This window comes from Amycolatopsis viridis (assembly GCF_011758765.1).
Lineage (GTDB): Bacteria > Actinomycetota > Actinomycetes > Mycobacteriales > Pseudonocardiaceae > Amycolatopsis_E > Amycolatopsis_E viridis.
On record NZ_JAANOU010000001.1, the window covers coordinates 4,087,312 to 4,104,139 of the forward strand.

18 protein-coding genes are annotated in these 16,828 nt (G+C 72.6%); 8 read left to right on the plus strand and 10 right to left on the minus strand.

The annotated features are described in order from the left end of the window. Positions 1-2: 2 nt before the first annotated feature. Positions 3-674: an IclR family transcriptional regulator gene (locus FHX46_RS20115; RefSeq protein ID WP_167117331.1), complete on the plus strand. Its 672-nt coding sequence runs from the start codon at positions 3-5 to the stop codon at positions 672-674. 13 nt (positions 675-687) lie between these two features. On the opposite strand, the gene FHX46_RS20120 is transcribed toward FHX46_RS20115, so the two are convergent. After that, positions 688-840, minus strand: a complete 153-nt coding sequence (locus FHX46_RS20120; RefSeq protein WP_167117335.1) for a hypothetical protein — start codon at positions 838-840, stop codon at positions 688-690. Between the two features lie 5 nt (positions 841-845). Beyond that, positions 846-1,949: a glycosyltransferase family 2 protein gene (locus FHX46_RS20125; RefSeq protein WP_167117338.1), complete on the minus strand. Its 1,104-nt coding sequence runs from the start codon at positions 1,947-1,949 to the stop codon at positions 846-848. Between the two features lie 188 nt (positions 1,950-2,137). Between FHX46_RS20125 and FHX46_RS20130 the strand changes: the two genes are divergently transcribed. The 4 genes from FHX46_RS20130 (at position 2,138) to FHX46_RS20145 (ending at position 4,479) form a co-directional block, all read left to right on the plus strand. Further along, positions 2,138-2,758 (plus strand): L-threonylcarbamoyladenylate synthase, encoded by a 621-nt coding sequence (locus tag FHX46_RS20130; RefSeq protein ID WP_167117341.1) that lies wholly within the window; start codon positions 2,138-2,140, stop codon positions 2,756-2,758. A gap of 67 nt (positions 2,759-2,825) precedes the next feature. Continuing rightward, positions 2,826-2,966 carry a hypothetical protein gene (locus FHX46_RS20135; protein ID WP_167095801.1) on the plus strand — a complete coding sequence of 47 codons (141 nt, stop codon included), beginning with the start codon at positions 2,826-2,828 and terminating at the stop codon, positions 2,964-2,966. A gap of 3 nt (positions 2,967-2,969) precedes the next feature. Then, a complete protein-coding gene (locus FHX46_RS20140; protein WP_167117344.1) occupies positions 2,970-3,647 on the plus strand; it encodes a hypothetical protein in 678 nt (225 codons plus the stop codon). Between the two features lie 64 nt (positions 3,648-3,711). Further along, positions 3,712-4,479: an SDR family NAD(P)-dependent oxidoreductase gene (locus FHX46_RS20145; protein WP_167117346.1), complete on the plus strand. Its 768-nt coding sequence runs from the start codon at positions 3,712-3,714 to the stop codon at positions 4,477-4,479. A gap of 10 nt (positions 4,480-4,489) precedes the next feature. Here FHX46_RS20145 and FHX46_RS20150 read toward each other — a convergent pair whose 3' ends face one another. The 5 genes from FHX46_RS20150 to FHX46_RS20170 form a co-directional block, all read right to left on the minus strand. Next, the gene (locus tag FHX46_RS20150; RefSeq protein ID WP_167117348.1) at positions 4,490-5,368 is read right to left on the minus strand and encodes an enoyl-CoA hydratase-related protein; all 879 of its coding nucleotides are present in this window, start codon (positions 5,366-5,368) and stop codon (positions 4,490-4,492) included. 76 nt (positions 5,369-5,444) lie between these two features. Further along, positions 5,445-6,482, minus strand: coding sequence for an acyl-CoA dehydrogenase family protein (locus FHX46_RS20155; protein ID WP_167117350.1), 1,038 nt, complete (start codon positions 6,480-6,482; stop codon positions 5,445-5,447). Positions 6,483-6,493: 11 nt separating this feature from the next. Then, positions 6,494-7,666, minus strand: a complete 1,173-nt coding sequence (locus tag FHX46_RS20160) for an acyl-CoA dehydrogenase family protein (protein WP_167117353.1) — start codon at positions 7,664-7,666, stop codon at positions 6,494-6,496. Continuing rightward, entirely contained in the window at positions 7,663-8,796 is a 1,134-nt protein-coding gene (locus FHX46_RS20165; RefSeq protein WP_167117356.1) for a thiolase family protein, read from the minus strand. The genes FHX46_RS20160 and FHX46_RS20165 overlap by 4 nt, the downstream gene beginning before the upstream one ends. Then, entirely contained in the window at positions 8,781-10,343 is a 1,563-nt protein-coding gene (locus tag FHX46_RS20170) for an acyl-CoA synthetase (protein ID WP_167117359.1), read from the minus strand. Before FHX46_RS20170 ends, FHX46_RS20165 begins: the two co-directional genes overlap by 16 nt. A gap of 88 nt (positions 10,344-10,431) precedes the next feature. Between FHX46_RS20170 and FHX46_RS20175 the strand changes: the two genes are divergently transcribed. Together FHX46_RS20175 and FHX46_RS20180 are read left to right on the plus strand one after the other, a co-directional pair. Next, positions 10,432-11,067, plus strand: coding sequence for a TetR/AcrR family transcriptional regulator (locus FHX46_RS20175; RefSeq protein ID WP_167117362.1), 636 nt, complete (start codon positions 10,432-10,434; stop codon positions 11,065-11,067). Between the two features lie 32 nt (positions 11,068-11,099). After that, positions 11,100-12,722 carry a long-chain-fatty-acid--CoA ligase gene (locus FHX46_RS20180; protein WP_167117365.1) on the plus strand — a complete coding sequence of 541 codons (1,623 nt, stop codon included), beginning with the start codon at positions 11,100-11,102 and terminating at the stop codon, positions 12,720-12,722. On the opposite strand, the gene FHX46_RS20185 is transcribed toward FHX46_RS20180, so the two are convergent. Together FHX46_RS20185 and FHX46_RS20190 are read right to left on the minus strand one after the other, a co-directional pair. Next, positions 12,719-13,654: a hydroxymethylglutaryl-CoA lyase gene (locus FHX46_RS20185; protein ID WP_167121585.1), complete on the minus strand. Its 936-nt coding sequence runs from the start codon at positions 13,652-13,654 to the stop codon at positions 12,719-12,721. The genes FHX46_RS20180 and FHX46_RS20185 overlap by 4 nt on opposite strands. Positions 13,655-13,676: 22 nt before the next feature. Beyond that, a complete protein-coding gene (locus tag FHX46_RS20190) occupies positions 13,677-14,306 on the minus strand; it encodes a TetR/AcrR family transcriptional regulator (protein WP_167117369.1) in 630 nt (209 codons plus the stop codon). A 129-nt stretch (positions 14,307-14,435) separates the two neighbouring features. On the opposite strand from FHX46_RS20190, the gene FHX46_RS20195 reads away from it, so the two are divergent. Further along, complete coding sequence (locus FHX46_RS20195) at positions 14,436-15,845, plus strand: MFS transporter (protein WP_208400218.1); 1,410 nt, start codon at positions 14,436-14,438, stop codon at positions 15,843-15,845. A gap of 47 nt (positions 15,846-15,892) precedes the next feature. Here the strand turns inward: FHX46_RS20195 and FHX46_RS20200 are convergent, their stop codons facing one another. After that, positions 15,893-16,807 carry a hypothetical protein gene (locus FHX46_RS20200; RefSeq protein WP_167117372.1) on the minus strand — a complete coding sequence of 305 codons (915 nt, stop codon included), beginning with the start codon at positions 16,805-16,807 and terminating at the stop codon, positions 15,893-15,895. Positions 16,808-16,828 lie beyond the last annotated feature (21 nt).

Below are 16,828 nucleotides of genomic sequence, written 5' to 3' on the forward strand. Positions count from 1 at the left end.
CCGTGTCCGAAGTCGACTCGGGAATGTCGAAAACGCTGCACAACGGGTTGCAGATCCTGGAACTGCTCGTCGCGCACCCGCAGGGGATGACGCTGACCGAGATCGCGGAGGGCGTCGGGGTGCACCGGACGGTGGCGCACCGGCTCGTGCGGACGCTGGAGGCGCACCGGTTGTGCCGGCGAGACCGGTTCAAGCGGATCTCGCTGGGCACCGGCCTGGTGCGGCTGGCCGAGCCGGTGGAACAGGACCTGCGGACGCTGGCGCGGCCGGTGCTGGAGGAGCTCACGGACCTCACGCAGGCCACGGCGCACCTGGTGGTGCGGGAGAACGCCGGCGAGGTGCGGATGCTCATGATCGTCGAGCCGCGCCAGGCGCGGATGCACGTGAGCTTCCGCCCCGGTCAGGTCGACCCGATCGACCGCGGCTCGGCCGGGCTGGCGATGCTGGCCGCGGGGCCGCCGGCAGCGGGCGAGCGGGAGGAGGTGACGCTCGCGCGCAAGCGGGGCTTCGCGGTGTCCTACGGCGAGATCGCCCCGTCGGTGATCGGCATTTCGGCGATGGTGCCGGGACGGGAGGTCAGCATCGGCCTGTCGCTGTTCTCCGCCCCGGACGAGGAGGCGCTGGGCCGCACCGTGGTCGAGGCGGCCGAGCGGCTGAGTTCCCTGTTGCGGTGACGACGGGCGCCGGTCAGCGCTGGCCCTTGCGCGGCACCAGCTTGACCAGTGCCACGCCGGCCAGCAGCAGCATCAGCCCCGCCAGCACCGTCCAGGCGGTGCCGAACCCGGTGTAGGCCAGCGCGGCCGACCCGGACCCCGCGGCGGTGAAACCCTTTCCGTACATCGCTTTCACCTCCCCCCGGCCGTCAGGTGGTGCCAGCCGGCGGCCCGCCGCAGCACCGCGTCCCGCCACCCGGCCAGGTACACCCCGAGCCGGAAGAAGTCGTAGTAGATCTCGGGCAGGAACAGCAGCGTCAGCACGATGCCGCGCCATCCCGCCTTGCGCACGGTCACCACCCGGTCGAGCACGCACACCGCACCGACCGCGAGCCAGAACGGGTGCAGCACCACCGGCATCCCCGCCGCGAGCGACAGGCCCATCAGCAACGGGTATCCCACGATGACCAGGAAGCCCAGCACCGCCCACAACTGCTGCCCCAGGTACGGCAGCGTGACCCGGTTGACGCCGTGCGACCGCAGGTTGTCGATCGCGCCGCGCTGCCACCGCACCCGCTGCCGCCACAGGTCCCGCCACGTCGGCATCAGCTCGGTCGTCGTCGCGCACCGGGCCGGGGACACGCACCGGTAGCCCAGCCGCAGGCACGCCAGCGTGATCTCCATGTCCTCGGTCAGCGCCCGCCGGTCGTAGTACTCCCCCGTCCGGCCCGGCAGCGCGCCGCCCCGCGCCGCAGCGATCTCGTGCAGCACCGACACCCGGAACAGCGTCGAGGTGCCGGTCAGCACCCACACCCCCTTACCGCGCCGCAGGATGTCCCGGGCGTAGCGGACGTACTCGTTGCGCTGCAGCTGTTCGATCAGCCCCCGGCGGCCCTCGCCGTAGAAGATCCCGCCCACGGCGCCGACGGCCGCGGACCGCTCCATCGCCGCGAGCGCGGTTTCGATCCACTCCGGGGCGAGGATCGAATCGGCGTCCATCACCAGGACGCGGTCGTCGCGGTCGAGCTGGGGCAGCACGACCGCCAGTGCCTGGTTCAGCGCACCGGCCTTCTTGTCCGTGTTGGCGACGGTCTCCAGCACGCGGGCGCCGTGCGCCGCCGCCACCGCTGCGGTGTCGTCGGCGCAGTTGTCCGCGACGACGAAAATCGCGTCCGGGGCGACCGTCTGCGCCCGGACCGAGTCCAGCGTGGCGCCGATGCTCGCGGCTTCGTCATGCGCGGGGATCAGGACCACGACCCGGTCCCGGCCCAGCGAGTGACGAGGAGTAACCAACATGCCTGGGATATAGGCCGGAAAGCGCAGGTCATTAGCCCGATGGATAGTGATGCGCATCACACTTCATTACGCTCTGTTGACAACACGAAGGGTGTTCGAATTTCCCGGAAACCGGCCGGCAGCCTCGGGGCCACCCGGGCCGTTCGCCTCTGGCGGCCGGCCCGGACCCGTGATCCTAAGCTCTCCCCATGGCGAAGTACTTCGACGTGCACCCGGACAACCCCCAGCGCCGGTCGATCGCTCAGATCGTCGACCTGCTGCGGCGCGACGGACTGATCGTCTACCCGACCGACTCGTGCTTCGCGCTCGGCTGCCAGCTCGGCAACCGCGACGGGCTGGACCGCATCCGCGCCATCCGGCACCTCGACGACCGCCACCACTTCACCCTGGTGTGCCGCGACTTCGCCCAGCTCGGGCAGTTCGTGCACGTCGACAACACCGTCTTCCGCGCGATCAAGGCGGCCACCCCGGGCAGCTACACCTTCATCCTGCCCGCCACCAAAGAGGTACCCCGGCGGTTGCTGCACGCGAAGAAGAAGACCGTGGGTGTGCGGATCCCCGACCACGTCGTCGCGCGGGCACTGCTCGACGAGCTGGGTGAGCCGCTGGTGTCCAGCACCCTGCTGCTGCCCAACCACGAGGAGCCGCTGACGCAGGGCTGGGAGATCAAGGACGAACTCGACCACGCGGTCGACGCGGTCGTCGACTCCGGCGGCTGCGGCACCGAGCCCACGACGGTGATCGACTTCTCCGGTGGCGAGCCGGAAATCGTCCGAAAGGGTGCCGGGGACCCGGCCCGTTTCGAATAACTCTGGACATCGCCGCCGTGGCGGGTCACGCTGGAAAAACGCACCGTGATCCGCGAGGAGGCTGGCGATGAGACTGGGCCGCAAACTTGCCGTGGGCGTCGTCGTCGAAGAATCCAGGGCCGAAGAGGTCGCGCCGGTCGAGGAGCCCCGCGACACCGTGGAAACCCCCGAGCCGGAGCGTCCCGCCCCCGTCACCGCCGACCGCTGAGCCATGGCGGGCCGGCTGTCGTTGCGCCGCACGCCCCAGGAACGGCGCGACGTCCCGTGGCGCGGGTACAAGCTCGCCTACCCGATGCTGTCGGCCGACGGCACGGAGGCCGGTTTCACGGGCGTATCGCTCGGCCGCACGCACGCCTACGGGGTGCAGGCCGAGGCGCGGTGCGCGCAGAGCAGCCGCCACCAGAGCCCGTCCCGCCTGTGCGACTGCGGCTTCTACTGCTTCCACGACCTCGCCGACGCCCGCGCGCTGGCGTGCGACCCGCAGTACCAGCAGAGCGTGCTGCTGGAGGTGGACGCCGCCGGCCGGTACTTCCTGTACGAGCGGGGCGTGCGCTACTCGAAACAAACCGTCCGGTCCGTGCACGCAGGGTTGTGCGCATGCGGGTGGCCCGCCCAGGTGTTCGTGGCGACCGGCACGGGCGTCGTCGGCTGGCGCAAGCTGCTGCCGGTGTGCTCGACCTGCGCCGGGAACCGGCCGCCGCTGACGCTGGACCACTTCAGCCGCCTCGCGGGCGTGCCGGTGCACCGGGACGACCAGGCCGTGGCGTTCACCGCCGGGGCGGCCGCCAACCCGGAGCTGGTGCCCCTGCTGTCCGCCGAGGTCGCGCTGCTGCACGCCCGCCTGGACGAGCTGCAGAGCCAGCTGGACCGGCTCACCAAGGGGCACTGAGCAGTCCGTCCGAACGCGACGGTGAACCTTGCGGCGAGATCGCGGACCGGGGCACGATCCGAGGATGACCAACCCGTTCGACCTCACCGGGCACGCGCCGGTGGTCACCGGCGGCAACTCGGGGATCGGCCGTGCGATGGCGGACGCGCTCGCCGCCGCGGGAGCCGACGTCGCCATCTGGGGCACCAGCACCGCGCGCAACGAGGAGACCGCGGCCGATCTCGCCCGGCACGGCAGGCAGGTTCTCGCCGTCCGGTGCGACGTCGGCGACGAGGACGACGTCGAGCACGCGATGGCACGGACGGTGGGCACGCTGGGGCGCCTGGATTCCTGCTTCGTGAACGCGGGCGTCGCCGGGGCGGGCAGCCGCTTCACCGAGACGTCGCTGGACGAATTCCGCCGGGTCACCCGGGTCGATCTGGACGGTGCGTTCCTGACGTTGCGGGCCGCGGCCCGCGTGATGCTCGCGCAGGGCACGGGCGGAAGCCTGGTCGGCACGTCCAGCGTGGCCGCGGTGCAGGGGCAGCCACGCGGGCAGGCGTACGCCGCGAGCAAGGCGGGGCTGACCGCGATGATCAAGTCGATCGCGGTCGAGCTGGCCCGGCACGGCATCCGCGCCAACGCGGTCCTGCCCGGGTGGGTGCACACCCCGCTGGCCGCCCCGGCACTGGACTCCGAGGGGTTCCAGCGCCGGGTGCTGCCGCGGATGCCGGTGGGCCGGTGGGGCCGCCCGGACGATTTCGGCGCGCTCGCGGTGTACCTGGCGAGCCCGGCCAGTGCGTTCCACACCGCCGACACGATCACCGTCGACGGCGGCTACCTCAGCTTCTGATCCCGCCGGGTCACGGTGCGCCGGGAAACGGCGGCACGTGGCCCGGGTAGTCGGCGGTGACCCGGCCGGGGAAGCTCGGTGACCGCTTCTCCAGGAACGCCAGGACGCCTTCCCGCACGTCCTCGCCGGCGCCGAGCTCCAGCAGGGCGCGGGAGTCGGCGCGGTGGGCGTCCCACGGCGTCGGCGAGCCGAGCATGCCCCACAGCAGTTGCCGCGACACGGCCACCGACACCGCCGAGGTGTTGTCCGCGATCTCCCGCGCGATCCCGTGCGCCACCGGGATCAACTCGTCCGGTGGCACCACACGGGACACCAGTCCCCCGGCACGCGCCTCGGCCGCGTCGAACACCCGCCCGGTCGCGACCCACTCCATGGCCTGCGAGATGCCGACGATCCGGGGCAGGAACCACGAGGACGCGGCCTCCAGCACGATGCCGCGCCGGGCGAACACGAACCCGAACCGGGCGTTCTCGCCGGCGATCCGGATGTCCATCGGCAGTGTCATCGTCACCCCGATCCCGACCGCGGGTCCGTTGACGGCCCCGATCACGACCTTCTTGCTCGCCGCGATCCGCAACGCCACCGCGCCACCGGCGTCGCGCGGGACACCGTCGATCTCGCCGAAACCCCGCACGTCACCGATCGCGTCGCGGTCGAACGTGCCGGCGCCGCGGTCGAGGTCCGCGCCCGCGCAGAACCCGCGCCCGGCGCCGGTCACCACGACCACGCGCACCGCGTCGTCGGCGTCCGCCACGTCGAACGCGGCGATCAGCTCGTGCGCCATCTCCAGCGTGAACGCGTTCAGCCGCGCCGGCCGGTTCAGGGTGATCGTGGCGATCCCGCCGTCGACCTCGTAGGTGATCTCGTCGAAACTCACCGCACCGCCCATCGTCGTGGGTACCGGACGAGCCGGAGCGCGGGTGGCAGCCCGGCGACGGCACGGTCGGGCAGCACCGGCCGGGCCGTCACGGCACCCGATCCAGCCGGTCGGCGAGGCGCGCCCACTGCTCCCCGGGAGTACCGAACAGCAGCTCGCTGCTCTTGGCCCGCTTGTAGTACAGGTGCGCGTCGTGCTCCCAGGTGTAGCCGATGCCGCCGTGCAGCTGGAGCCCGGTGGCCGCCGCCTGGAAGTACGCGGGGCCGGTGAACGCCTGCGCGGTCGCCGCGGCGAGCGGCAGCGCGTCCGGGTCGTGGTCGGCGGCCCACGCCGCGTACCGCAGCAGCGACCCGGCCCGTTCGCTCGTGCTGTACAACTCCGCGCAGGCGTGTTTGACCGCCTGGTAGGAGCCGATGGCGCGGCCGAACTGCACCCGCACCTTGGCGTAACCGACGATGGTGTCCAGCACCTGCGCGATCCCGCCGGCCTGTTCCGCGGCCAGCGCCACCGCCGCCAGGTCGCGCACCCGCTCCAGCACCGCGCCCGGGTCGGCGTGCTCGAGCCGGCGGGCGGGCGTCGCGGAGAACTCCAGCTTCGCCTGGCCGCGCGTCGGGTCCAGGGTGGTCAGCGCCCTCCGGCGGCCCTCGGCGGTGACGAACCACCCGGCGGGCGTGTGCACCACGAAAACCTCGGCCACGTCACCGGAGAGGACGAACGGCGCGCACCCGTCGAGCACCCAGCCGCCGTCGCGCTCGGTCGCGGTCACCCCGGACAGCGCCACCGCACCGATCTTCTCCCCGGCCGCCAGCGCGGGCAGGACCTCGGTGTCGCCCAGCGCGGTCAGGACGTCGGCCGCCAGCACCGCGGAGGCGAGGAACGGTACCGCCGCCAGTGCGCGGCCCAGTTCCTCGAGCACCACGCACCGGTCGGCGTGCCCCGCGCCCGCACCGCCGAGCTCCTCCGGAACCACGAGCCCGGTCAGGCCCAGGTCGGCCATCCGCCGCCACAACCCGCGATCGTACCGGGCGCCACCGTCCACAACGGACCGGACGTCGCTGTGGTCGGCCAGCAGTTCGCGCACCGCGGACCGCAGTTGCCGCTGTTCGTCGTCGAGCACCAGCTGCACGGCTTCTCCTCTCAGGCGGGTCGCTGCGTGCCCACCCGCAGCTCGCGGAAGGGCACGTCGCGGTCGGCGACGGGTTCGCGCGGCAGCCCGAGGATCCGGTCGCCGATGATCGTGCGCTGGATCTGGTCGGTGCCACCGGCGATGCTCGACGACGGGGTCTGGTTGATCGCCAGTGCCAGCTCGTCCCCGGCCGCGTCGTCCGGGTCCCAGGCGGTCGCGTGCGGTCCGGCGATCAGCCCGGCGACCGCGACGGCCTGCTGCTGCAGCTGGGCGCCGGCGAGCTTGGCCACCGAGCCGCGGGCGCCCGGCGGGGAACCGGCCTCGGCCTCCTGCCGCAACCGCGCGTTGAACAACGTCAGCGCCCGCTCGGCCGCGTACAGCTTCGCCAGTTCCACCCGCACCACCGGATCGCGGTCGCGGCCGTACCGGCGCGCGGACTCGGCGAGGTTCGCGTGCGCCAGCGGGTCGTGCCGCTTGCGGACGAACCCGCCGATGGACACGCGTTCGTGGCCGAGCATGGTCACCGCGGCCGCCCAGCCCCCGCCGACCTGCCCGAGGACCGCGTCGGCCGGCAGTCGCAGGTCGGCGAAGTACACCTCGTTGAACGGCGCCCTCCCGGTCATGTCCGTCAGCGGCCGCACGGTCACGCCGGGCGCGTGCATGTCGATGAGGAACATGGTCAGTCCCTGGTGTTTGGGCACGTCCGGGTCGGTGCGGGCGAGCAGCGCACCGAAATCGGCCAGGTGCGCGACCGTCGTCCACACCTTCTGCCCGTTGACCACCCACGAGTCCCCGTCCCGGACCGCGCGGGTCTGCAGGCTCGCGACGTCGGACCCGGCACCGGGCTCGGAGAACAGCTGGCACCAGATCTCCTCGCCGCGCAGCAGCGGCGGGATGTGGCGCGCCTTCTGCGCGGCCGTGCCCAGGTCGAGGATCGTCGGCCCGCACATGCCCATGCCGATGCGGAACACCGAGGTCGGCAGGTCGTAGTTGGCCGCCTCCTGGTCGAAGATCTGCTGCTCGGCGGCGGTGAGCCCCTGCCCGCCGTACTCCTTGGGCCAGGTGATGCCGGCCAGCCCGGCGTCGTGCAGCGCGGCCTGGAACCGCTTGGCGGTCGCCAGCTCCTCGTCCCCGGGGACGTTGGCGGCCAGCCACGCGCGGACCTTCTCGCGGAACCCGGTCACGCGATCAGCTCCAGGATGGTCGCGTTGGCCTGCCCGCCGCCCTCGCACATCGTCTGCAGCCCGTAGCGGGCACCGGTGGCACGCATGTGGTGCACCAGCGTGGTCATCAGGCGCGCGCCGCTCGCGCCGAGCGGGTGGCCGAGCGCGATCGCCCCGCCGTGCGGGTTGAGGGTCTTGGGGTCGGCGCCGGTCTCCGCCAGCCACGCCATCGGCACCGGCGCGAACGCCTCGTTCACCTCGAACACCCCGATGTCGCCCAGGGACAGGCCACTGCGCTGCAGAGCCTTGCGCGTCGCCGGGATGGGTGCGGTCAGCATGATCACCGGATCGTCACCCGCGAGCACGGCGGTGTGCACGCGGGCGAGGGGCCGCAGGCCCAGCTCGGCCGCCTTCTCGCTGGTGGTCATCAGCAGCGCGGCCGCACCGTCGCTGATCTGCGAGCTGTTGCCCGCGGTGATCACGCCGTCCTCCGCGAAGGCGGGCTTGAGCTTCGCGAGCTTCTCCAGCGAGCCGCCGCGGCGCACACCCTCGTCAGCGGTCACCGCGCCGAGCGGGAGCAGCTGCTCGTCGAACGCACCGGAATCCTGCGCGGCGGCCGCTTTTTCGTGCGAGGCCAGGGAGAACTCGTCGACCTGGGTCCGGCTGAACCCCCACCGTTCGACGATCATCTCGGCGCCGGTGCCCTGGTTGGGCCGCACCCCGCCGTAACGGGCCAGCACCTGGTCGCCGAGCGGGTTCGCGCCCTGCGCGGAGAAGCCCATCGGCACCCGGCTCATCGACTCGACCCCGCCGGCCACCACCACGTCGTAGTGCCCGGCGATCAGGCCGGCGGCGGCGAAGTGCACGCTCTGCTGGGACGAGCCGCACTGCCGGTCCACGGTCACGCCGGTCACGCTCTCCGGCCAGCCCGCGGCCAGCACGGCGTTGCGGGCGATGTCGCCGGTCTGCTCACCGGCCTGGCCCACGCACCCCCACACCACGTCGTCGATCCGGCCCGGGTCCAGGCCGGTCCGCTCGGCGAGGCCGCGCAGCACGTGCGCGGACAGGTCCACCGGGTGCACCCCGGACAGGCCGCCGTCGCGCTTGCCCACCGGGGTGCGCAGCGCCTCCACGATCACCGCATCTCGCACGGCTCCTCCTTCTCCTCCACCAGGTAGCGCTCCTTGAGGCGGCGCTTCACCAGCTTGCCGGTCGGGGTGCGGGGCAGTTCGGCGGTGAAATCCACGCTGCGCGGCACCTTGTAGTGCGCGATCCGCTCCCGCAGGTAGGTCAGCAGCTCGGCTTCCAGCTCCGGTCCGGGGGTGGCGCCGGGCGCGGGCTGGACGACGGCCTTGACCGCCTCCCCCATCTCCTCGTCCGGCAGCCCGATCACGCCGACGTCGAACACGGCGGGGTGCAGGGCGAGCGCGTCCTCGATCTCCTGCGGGTAGATGTTCACCCCGCCGGAGATGATCGTGAAGGCCGCGCGGCCGGTGAGGTAGAGGTAGCCGTCGTCGTCGAGGTAGCCGACGTCGCCGGTGGTGGTCCAGGTTTCGTGCTCGGGGTGCTGCGCCGCGCGCGTCCCGGCCTCGTCACCGCGGTAGGTGAACGGGACCTCGTCGCGTTCGAAGTAGACGGTCCCGATCTCGCCGGGCGGCAGCACCGTGCCCTCGTCGTCGCAGATGCGGGTGACGCCGACCACCGCGCGGCCGACTGATCCGGGCCGGGTGAGCCACTGCTCGCTGTCGATGAACGTCATCCCGGCGCCCTCGGTGGAGGCGTAGTACTCGACGAGGACCGGCCCCCACCAGTCGATCATCGCGCGCTTGGCCTCGACCGGGCAGGGCGCCGCGGCGTGCACGGCGACCCGGTGGCTGGACAGGTCGTAGCGGGACCGCACTTCGTCCGGCAGCTTGAGCATGCGCACGAACATCGTCGGCACCCACTGGCTGTGCGTGACGCCGTGGGTCTCGATGGCCCGCAGCGCGGCCTCGGCGTCGAAGCGCTGCATCATCACCACCGTCCCGCCGAGCCGGTGCACGGCCGCGCCGAACCGCAGCGGCGCGGCGTGGTAGACCGGCGCCGGGGACAGGTAGACCGTGTCCGGCCCGAAGCCGCACCGGGCCCGCAGGACCGGGGTGAGCGCGTCACCCGGCTCGTCCACCTGCCGGCCGGGCAGGTCGACCTGGATGCCCTTCGGCCGGCCCGTGGTGCCGGAGGAGTACAGCAGGTCCGCACCGCACGGCTGGTCCGCCCGACGGCACGGGGAACCGGACGCGAGGAAGGCGTCGTAACCGGCGTACCCGTCGGCCTCGCCGCCGTAGACCAGCTTGACCGGCACGTCCGGGAGCAGTTCGGCGACCGCGCGGGCCAGCGGGCCGAGCGCGGCGGAGACCACGAGCGCGCGGGCCCCGGAATCGCTGACGATGTAGGCGGCTTCGGCCGGGGCCAGGTGGCTGTTCACCGCGGCGATGTAGCGGCCGGAGCGCATCGCGGCCCAGTAGACCTCGTAGGCGCGGACCGAGTTGTCGCTGAGCAGCGCGACGGTGTCGCCGCGGCCCACCCCGGCGCCGGTCAGGGCGTCGGCGAGGCGCGTGGACCGCTCGTCGAGCTCGCCGTAGGTCAGCTGCTCGCCCGAGCCCGCCATGATCACGGCGGGCCGTCCGGGGTCGGCGTCGGCGTGGGTACCCGGGTACATGCGGCTCCTCCTCGAACGCCTCGGCTCCCCTGCGAGAGTGCAAGCATTCGGCGGAACAGTCAACACCGACTGTTACCGGGTTAGGGTGATGCCCGTGGTGACCGAAACCCGGACCCGGCGAGACCGCGCGGCCGGCACCCGCACCCTGATCCTGGACGCGGCGGTCGCGTGCCTGGTCGAGCTGGGCTACGCGGGCGCCTCCACGCTGGCGATCCAGGCGAAGGCCGGGGTGTCCCGGGGCCGCCTGCTGCACCACTTCCCGTCCCGGGACGAGCTGCTGGTCGCGGCTTCGCAGCACCTGGCGGCGAGGCGGTTGCGGCAGACCGAGGAGCGCCTGGCCGAACAGCTCGCCGGTGAGCCGGAGGGGCCGCGCCGGGTCGAGCGGTGCATCGAGCTGCTGTGGATGACCTTCCACGAACCGGCGTTCTGGGCGGCCGTCGAGCTGTGGACCGCGGCGCGCACCAACCCCGCGCTGGCCGAGGCCCTGCGCCCGCAGGAACGCGCCCTACGCGACGCGATCCGCCGTGTCGGCGACCGGATCTGGGGACCGGCCGTGTGCGCCCACCCGCGTTATCCGGAGCTGCGGGAGCTGCTGTTCACCAGCATGCGTGGTGCGGCACTGCCCTACGCCTTCGAGAAGAAGCGGTGGCCGGCGCGCGATCCGCACGTCGCCCTGTGGAAGTCGCTGGCCCGCCACCTGCTCTTCGCAGACGGTCAGTGTTGACCGTTTCCGGCGCCGCGCGGTAGAAACGCGTGATGCCGATGCCCGGAGCCGCCGAAGTGCCCCGCCTGCTGGGCCGGGGGATGACGATGGGCGATCAGCTCGCCCGCCACGCGCGCACGCACGGCGACCAGCCCGCGTTCTCGTTCGAGGGCACGACCCGCACCTACCGGCAGTTCGACGCGCGGGTGAACCGGCTGGCGAACGCGTTGCGCGAGCGCGGCGCCGGGTACGGCGACCGAGTGGCCGTGCTCGGGCTGAACGCCCTGGAAGTGCTGGAAACCTACTTCGCGTCCACGCGGCTCGGCGCGATTTGCGTGCCGGTGAACTTCCGGCTCGCAGCCGAGGAGATCGCCTACGTCCTCGCCGACAGCGGGGCGCGTGCGAGCGTGGTGCACGCCCCGCTCGCCCCCGCGCTGGCGAAGGCGCGGGAACGGATCGACGAGCCCGGGCCGTGCCTGGTGTTCGGCGGCGCCGTGGACGGCATGGCGGACTACGAGGAGGCACTCGCCACGGCACCGGCGGAGTTCGCCGAGATCACGGTGGACGAGCAGGACCCGGCGTTCATCATGTACACCTCGGGCACCACGGGACGGCCGAAGGGCGCGGTGCTGACGCACCACAACCTGCTGATGCACGCGTTCAGCAACATGGCGACGCTGGGTACCGGCCCCGACGACAAGGTCTGGCTGGCCGCGGCGCCGTTGTTCCACATCGCCGGGCTGTCCGGGATGCTGCCGAACCTGCTGCTCGGCGGCCGGACCGTGCTGCTGCCCAGCGGCCGGTTCGATCCGGTGGCCGTAGTGGACCTGATGGAACGCGAGCGGGTGACCTCGGTGTTCCTGGTGCCGGCGCAGTGGCAGGCCATCGTGTCGGTGCCGGAGCTCGCGTCGCGGGACCTGTCGGCGCTGGCGAAGATCTCGTGGGGCGCCGCCCCCGCGTCGACGACCCTGTTGCGCACGATGATCGACACGTTCCCGCAGGCAGAGGTGACGACGGCGTTCGGGCAGACCGAGTGCAGCCCGGTGACCACGCTGCTGCGCGGCGAGGACTCGATCCGCAAGATCGGGTCGGTGGGCAAGCCGATGCTCAACGTCGAGGTGCGGGTGGTCGACGACGACCTGCGCGACGTGCCGCGCGGCGAGGTCGGCGAGATCGTCTACCGCAGCCCGATGGTGATGAAGGAGTACTGGAACAAACCGGCCGAAACGGCGGAGGCGTTCCGCGGCGGCTGGTTCCACTCCGGCGATCTGGTGCGGCAGGACGAGGACGGCTACTACTACGTGGTGGACCGCAAGAAGGACATGATCATCTCCGGCGGGGAGAACATCTACTGCGCCGAGGTGGAGAACGTCCTGGCGGCGCACCCGAAGATCGGCGAGGTGGCGTTGATCGGCATGCCGGACGAGCGGTGGGGCGAGACGCCGCTGGCGGTGATCGCGCCCCGCGCGGCCGGCGACGCGCCGACCGCCGCCGAGCTCGGCGAGTGGTGCGCCGACCGGCTGGCGCGCTACAAGCAGCCACGGCACGTCGCGGTGGTCACCGCGCTGCCCCGCAACCCGAGCGGGAAGGTGCTGAAAACCCAGCTGCGAGCCGACCGCGCGGCGGGAAAGCTCCCCATCGACCCCGCCCCGGTGGGCGCGGGAAACCTGGCCTAACCGCCGGTCAGCGCCTTGACCACGCGGGACGGACTGGGACGGCCCAGCCGCTCGGCCATCCAGGCGCTCGTGCGCACCAGCGCGTCCAGGTCCACGCCGTGCTCGATGCCCAGGCCGTCGAGCATCCACACCAGGTCCTCGGTCGCCAGGTTGCCGGTCGCCGCCTTCGCGTACGGGCAGCCGCCGAGGCCGCCCGCGGAGGAGTCCACTGTGGTCACTCCGGACCGCAGCGCGGCCAGGGTGTTGGACAGCGCCTGGCCGTAGGTGTCGTGGAAGTGCACGGCCAGCGCGTGCACGTCGCCGAAGGCCGCGAGCACCGCTTCCACGTGACCGGGCGTCGCCACGCCGATCGTGTCGCCCAGGGACAGCTGGAAGCAGCCCATGTCGAGCAGCCGCCGGCCCGCGGCCACCACCTGCTCGACCGGCACCGCACCTTCCCACGGGTCGCCGAAGCACATCGACAGGTACGCCCGCACCTGGAGGCCCTCGTGCCGGGCGCGGCGCACCACCGGTTCGAACATCGCGAACTGCTCGTCGAACGAGCGGTTCAGGTTCTTGCGCGCGAAGGTCTCGGTGGCGCTGCCGAAGATGGCGATCGTCTCCACGCCGAGCGCGAGCGCCCGGTCCAGCCCGCGCTCGTTGGGCACCAGCACCGGGTACCGGACGCCCTCGCGCCGGTCGAGCCCGGCCAGCAGGTCGTCGGCGTCGGCGAGCTGCGGCACCCATTTCGGGTGCACGAAGCTGGTGGCCTCCAGCGTGCGCAGCCCGGCGTCGGCCAGCCGGCCGAGGAACTCCAGCTTGGTGTCCAGCCCGACGATCGCCTGCTCGTTCTGCAGCCCGTCGCGCGGCCCGACCTCCCAGATCGTCACCCGGCCCGGCAGGTCGTCCCGCGACGCCTCGCGCTGGGGCAGGCCCAGCTCCCGCACAGTCACCACGCCCCTACGTTAACGCTCACTAACGCCGCCGTCCAGTGTCCACCACCGGCGGCTCACCGGGGAGGGGACCGGGGACGCGCAGCCCGTCCAGCACGACCTGCAGGTTGCGCTCCCACTGCCGCTCACCCGCCTGGATGCCCAGCGTGTGCGGCCCGGTGGAGGAGGCCGCCACCATCAGGAACGCGACGTCCTCCCAGGTGACCTCGGGCCGCATCACCCCGGCCGACCGGGCGCGCCCGACCAGGTTCCGGATGCGGTCGCGCAGCTCGGCCCGGGAGTGGTCCAGGATGTTGCCCAGGCGCTTGTTGACGTCGCACAGCTCGTTGCGCAGCCGGATGTAGGCGAAGGCGAACGAGGTGAACCCGGCCCACGGGTCCGGATCGGCCATCGCCTCGTCACCCTTGGCGATGATCTCCCCCAGCACCTCGTTGAGCACCGCTTCGAGCAGCACCTCCAGCGAGTTGACCCGGCGGTAGAACGTGCCGATGCCGACACCCGCGCGCCGCGCGATCTCGTGCGCGGTGACCTCGCCACCCTCGGCCGCGGCCTCGCGCGCCGCGGCGACGAGCCGTTCCACGTTGCGCCGGGCATCCGCCCGCGGCCGGCGGCCCGAGCCGTCGTCGAGCAGGCGGTCCACTGCTGCCGTCATGCCGGCAGTCTACCAACCGGACCGATCGCGTCCGGATTAAGTGGACAAGTTAAGTCCGATTGTACTAGCGTCCGGATCCGGACGCATGGAGTCCAGTTAGCTTCCGGACAACACGAGGGGTGGATCCCCATGCCCAAGACTCCGCCGGCTGCCGGGAAGATCACGGCGCTGGCCGCCGGGTTCGTCATGGCGAGCCTGGACACCACGGTGATGCAGGTCGCCGGAGCCACCGTCCAGGACCGCCTGCACGCCTCGCTCGCCCAGCTCACCTGGGCCGTCGACGGCTACGTGCTCACCTTCGCCGCGCTGCTGATGCTCGCCGGCGGCCTGGCGAACCGGGTGGGCGCGCGGCGCGTCTACCTGTGGGGCATGGTCCTGTTCGGTGCCGCGTCGCTGGCCTGCGCGCTCGCCCCGGACATCGGGGTGCTGATCGCGGCGCGGCTCCTCCAGGGGGCCGGAGCGGCGCTGTTCATGCCCAGTTCGCTGGCCCTGCTGGTGCGGTCCTTCCCCGACCCCCGGGAACGCACCAGGGTGCTGGGCCTGTGGTCGGCGATCGTGTCCTCGTCGGTGGCGATAGGCCCGACCGTCGGCGGGCTGCTGGTCGGCGCGTTCGGCTGGCCGAGCATCTTCCTGATCAACGTGCCGGTCGGCATCGCGGGCGTGCTCCTCACCCGGCGGCACATCCCGGCCGCCGACGGGGACGGCCGGCCGCTCGCGATCTCCGGCCACGGCGCGGTGATCGTCGCGCTGACCGGGCTCAGCTTCGCACTCATCGAAGGACCACAGCTCGGCTGGACGGCGCCCCCGGTGATCGCCGCCGCCGGCGCGGCCGTGCTGGCCGCCGTCCTGCTCATCGCCCGTGAGCGGCGGACCGGCCACCCGGTGATGCCGTGGACGCTGTTCCGGGACGCCCGGTTCAGCGGCGCGAACGCCGCCGGGTTCCTGTTCAACGCCGCCTTCTACGGCTCGCTGTTCCTGATCGGCCTGTACCTGCAGCACGCGCGCGGCGCGAGCCCGCTGCAGGCCGGACTGCAGCTCCTGCCGCTCACGGTCTTCATCCCGCCCAGCAACATCGCCTTCGCCCGGCTGTCCGCGCGCGTCCCGACCGGCCCGCTGCTGGCCGTCGCGTTCCTGGCCGCGGGGATCGCCACCCTGGCCCTGGTCGCGCTGTTGCCGGCCGCGCCGTACTGGCTGCCGGCCGTCGCCCTCGCGGTGACCAGCATCGCCAGCGGCCTCATCTCCCCCGCCATGACGGCGGCGCTGGTCAACGCCGCGGGACCCGGGCACGCGAACACGGCCGGCTCCGTCCTCAACGCCAACCGGCAGATCGGCGCGCTCCTGGGCATCGCCTCGGTGGGCGCCGTCCTCGGCCTCACGCCCGGCTGGGACAGCGGCGCGACGGTCGCGCTCCTGCTCGTCGGCGCCGCCTACCTGGCCGGGGCCGTGATCTCCTGGCGTCTCATCCACTGGCCGGGGCGCCGCACGATCACCCCCGCACCGGCACGCGAGCCCGCCGTCTGCCCGGTCGAGCATCGATGAGGGCCGCGAGTCCCACGTTCACGGCCCTGAACGGGGGACTCGCCCGGCTAGTCGTCCAGCTCGGTGCAACCGAAGAAATGCAGCTGGCCGTGCCAGCGGATCGGCCGGCCCGGCGGCAGCCGATCTGCTCCCAGACTGGGCAGCGTGGCCTTCGACCAGTCGATGGTCTGACGGCCGCCAGCTCCCTCCTGGAGTACCGGGGCCAATTCCGATCCCGCACCGGGGGCATCGGGAAGATGGGTCCACACCCCGAAATCCTCGCTCAGGCTCTGCGCCCGGTTCGCCAGCCACGCATCGAGGTGGTCGTCAGCCGCGGCCCGGACCGCAGCGGCGTCGTTCAGTAACCAGACCCGGCCCCTGCGGCTCCCGCTGTGGCCGACCACGTGGGTCATCTCCAGCAGGTGAAATCCATACGGGTAGGACGAAGCCGTCGGCGACGGCCCGGAAGGCGTGACGGCTTCCGGCGCCTCGACGCGCGCCCTGGCGACGTCGTCCTGCGGGTCGAGGCGCAGCGCCACGCCGTAGGCTGCCGCGGCCGCGGCATCGTCGCCCAGCCAGTGCAGCGCGCAGGCGAGCGAGAACGCCGCGAGGTTGTCGGCGGGCTGGAGTTCGAGTGTGCGCCGCGCGGCCCGCACCACCTCCGCGGCGAGCTCCCGGCCGAGCTCGTCGTCCGCGTCCAGACCGGCTGGCGGATGCCAGGGGGCGTCGAAGGGATCTTCGACGCCCCCGCTCTCGCCGTTGAGGTGTGCCCGCAGCTTGCCCAGCGCCAGGACCGTCAGCCCGATGGCGCACGTGGAGTCGTCCGGGACGGAGGCCTGGATCGCCGCGTAGGCGTCCCGGATCTCGTCCTCGTGCTCCTCGTCCAGTTCCTCCAGCGTGTCGTGCTCGGTTGCCTCCCAGTACTGCCGGAGGGATTCACCGGTGTCCCGGAGTGCCGGCTCGATGTCCGCAGCGTCAAACATGATCACGAGAGGATAGGTCCT

Coding starts and splice junctions, on each gene's coding strand:
- FHX46_RS20180 (WP_167117365.1), top strand. CDS start 11,100: ATGCCGATGCCCGGAGCCGCCGAAGTGCCCCGCCTGCTGGGCCGGGGG.
- FHX46_RS20125 (WP_167117338.1), bottom strand. CDS start 1,949: ATGTTGGTTACTCCTCGTCACTCGCTGGGCCGGGACCGGGTCGTGGTC.
- FHX46_RS20120 (WP_167117335.1), bottom strand. CDS start 840: ATGTACGGAAAGGGTTTCACCGCCGCGGGGTCCGGGTCGGCCGCGCTG.
- FHX46_RS20140 (WP_167117344.1), top strand. CDS start 2,970: ATGGCGGGCCGGCTGTCGTTGCGCCGCACGCCCCAGGAACGGCGCGAC.
- FHX46_RS20175 (WP_167117362.1), top strand. CDS start 10,432: ATGCCCGTGGTGACCGAAACCCGGACCCGGCGAGACCGCGCGGCCGGC.
- FHX46_RS20150 (WP_167117348.1), bottom strand. CDS start 5,368: ATGGGCGGTGCGGTGAGTTTCGACGAGATCACCTACGAGGTCGACGGC.
- FHX46_RS20145 (WP_167117346.1), top strand. CDS start 3,712: ATGACCAACCCGTTCGACCTCACCGGGCACGCGCCGGTGGTCACCGGC.
- FHX46_RS20190 (WP_167117369.1), bottom strand. CDS start 14,306: ATGACGGCAGCAGTGGACCGCCTGCTCGACGACGGCTCGGGCCGCCGG.
- FHX46_RS20170 (WP_167117359.1), bottom strand. CDS start 10,343: ATGTACCCGGGTACCCACGCCGACGCCGACCCCGGACGGCCCGCCGTG.
- FHX46_RS20200 (WP_167117372.1), bottom strand. CDS start 16,807: ATGTTTGACGCTGCGGACATCGAGCCGGCACTCCGGGACACCGGTGAA.
- FHX46_RS20195 (WP_208400218.1), top strand. CDS start 14,436: ATGCCCAAGACTCCGCCGGCTGCCGGGAAGATCACGGCGCTGGCCGCC.
- FHX46_RS20130 (WP_167117341.1), top strand. CDS start 2,138: ATGGCGAAGTACTTCGACGTGCACCCGGACAACCCCCAGCGCCGGTCG.
- FHX46_RS20135 (WP_167095801.1), top strand. CDS start 2,826: ATGAGACTGGGCCGCAAACTTGCCGTGGGCGTCGTCGTCGAAGAATCC.